General features: G+C 68.2%; 1 protein-coding gene and 1 pseudogene. Both read right to left on the reverse strand.

Going from position 1 to position 1,630, the window contains the following annotated elements; translation table 11 throughout:
• Positions 1–142: 142 nt before the first annotated feature.
• A pseudogene (locus VGG53_RS18350) lies at positions 143–683 on the reverse strand (YbjN domain-containing protein).
• A gap of 26 nt (positions 684–709) precedes the next feature.
• Positions 710–1,630, reverse strand: a 921-nt coding sequence (locus VGG53_RS18355; protein WP_331519512.1) for a glycosyltransferase, incomplete at its 5' end; no start/stop codon positions are given.

The following is a 1,630-nucleotide window of genomic DNA, read 5'->3' on the forward strand; positions in this document are numbered from 1 at the left end:
GAACTGGTTACTGGCGTTCCATTCGCTTTCGCCGTGCCGGAGCAGCACCAGCGTCGCAGCAGCCTCTACCATGCCGGAAAGTCTCTCACCCTTCGGCGGTCGACCAGCAACGGTGTCAGGCGTCGTCGTCTTCGTCGTCGAGTTAGTTACTCGACTCCTCCTCATCGCGCTTCGCGCTCTGCATCGTCGTCTTCGATCAGATGGGCGAACGCCTCGAGGTTCTTCAGCGACTCACCGCGCGACACCCGCCAATCCCATTCCTTCTGGATCGACGACCGAAAACCCAACTCCAGCAACGTATTGAAGTCGGAGTCAACCGCTTCGAGCACCTGCCCGAGCACCCGATCGATTTCGGCGGCGTCCACCGACGCCAATGCCATCCGGCCGACCAGATAGATGTCGCCGACGTTGTCCAGGGTGTAGGCGACGCCGTACAGGCGGCGGTTGCGCTTGAGCAGGAATCGGTAGACGCCCTCGTGGTTCTCGTCGGGCTTGCGGCAGACGAACGCCTCGACGCGTACCGAATGCTCGCCGATGCTCAGAATCGTGTTGGTCTTGAGCCGGCGCTCGCCGGGCAGCTCCACGATCAGTCCGGGCAGCCCGCCGTGGGCGCCCTCGTGCCGCGAGTAGGTCAGCTCGTTGGTGTCCAGGGTGTCTTCGATCAGCTGCTGGACGTGGGTCACCGGCGCGCCGTCACCGGCGGCTGAAGTCACGCCCACGCCTTGCGCCGCGACGGCAATCGGCCGGGCGTGGCCCGCCGAGCCGCCGCCAGGCCGCGTACCGAACGGCGGGCACTGAAATCGCCGATCGCGCGTCGGTAGCTGGCCAGCAGCGCGTCGACGGTGTTGTCCCAGGAGAACGTCGCCGCATGCTCGACCGCCGCGCGACTCATCGGCGCGGCGTCGAGCCGCAACAGCCCGTCGAGGGCCTGCGCCCAGCGCTCGGTGTCGTGACCCGCCACCAGCGTGCCGGTTAACCCGTCGCGCACCGCAACCGGCAACCCGCCGACAGCCGCGGCGGCCACCGGCGTCCCGCACGCCTGCGCCTCCAGCGCGACCAGACCGAACGACTCCGAATAGCTCGGCACCGCGACCACGTCGACGGCCTGGAACATGGTGGCCAGATTTTCCCGCGACTGCGGCGGCAGGAACGTCACCCGGTCGGAGATACCCAGTTCGGCGGCGAGCCGAACAAGCCCGTCGGGAACAGCCAGCCCGCTGCCCGATGGTCCGCCGGCGACCACCACGTGCACCCCCGGCAGTTTGGCCGCCGCGCGCAGCAACACGTCGGGACCTTTCAGCGGCTGGATGCGTCCGACGAAGGCCACCACATGCTGATCGGACGGCAGATCCAGCTTGGCCCGGGCGGCACGGCGATCGCCGGGACGAAACACGTCCAAGTCGACGCCCGGGTGGGCGGTATCGATCCGGGCGGGGTCGGCATGGTGCAGCGAAACCAGTTGTGCGGCTTCGTCATCGGTGTTGGCGATCAACCGGTCGGCTTCGTCGACCACCTGCTGCTCACCGACGGTGCGCAGCGGCGGCTCGGGAGTGTCACCGTCGGCCAGCGCGGCGTTCTTCACCGCGGCCAGGGTGTGCGCGGTGTGCACCAGCGGCACCGACCAACGGTC

Origin of the sequence: Mycobacterium sp. (assembly GCF_036490025.1) — a bacterium.
Taxonomy (GTDB): domain Bacteria; phylum Actinomycetota; class Actinomycetes; order Mycobacteriales; family Mycobacteriaceae; genus Mycobacterium.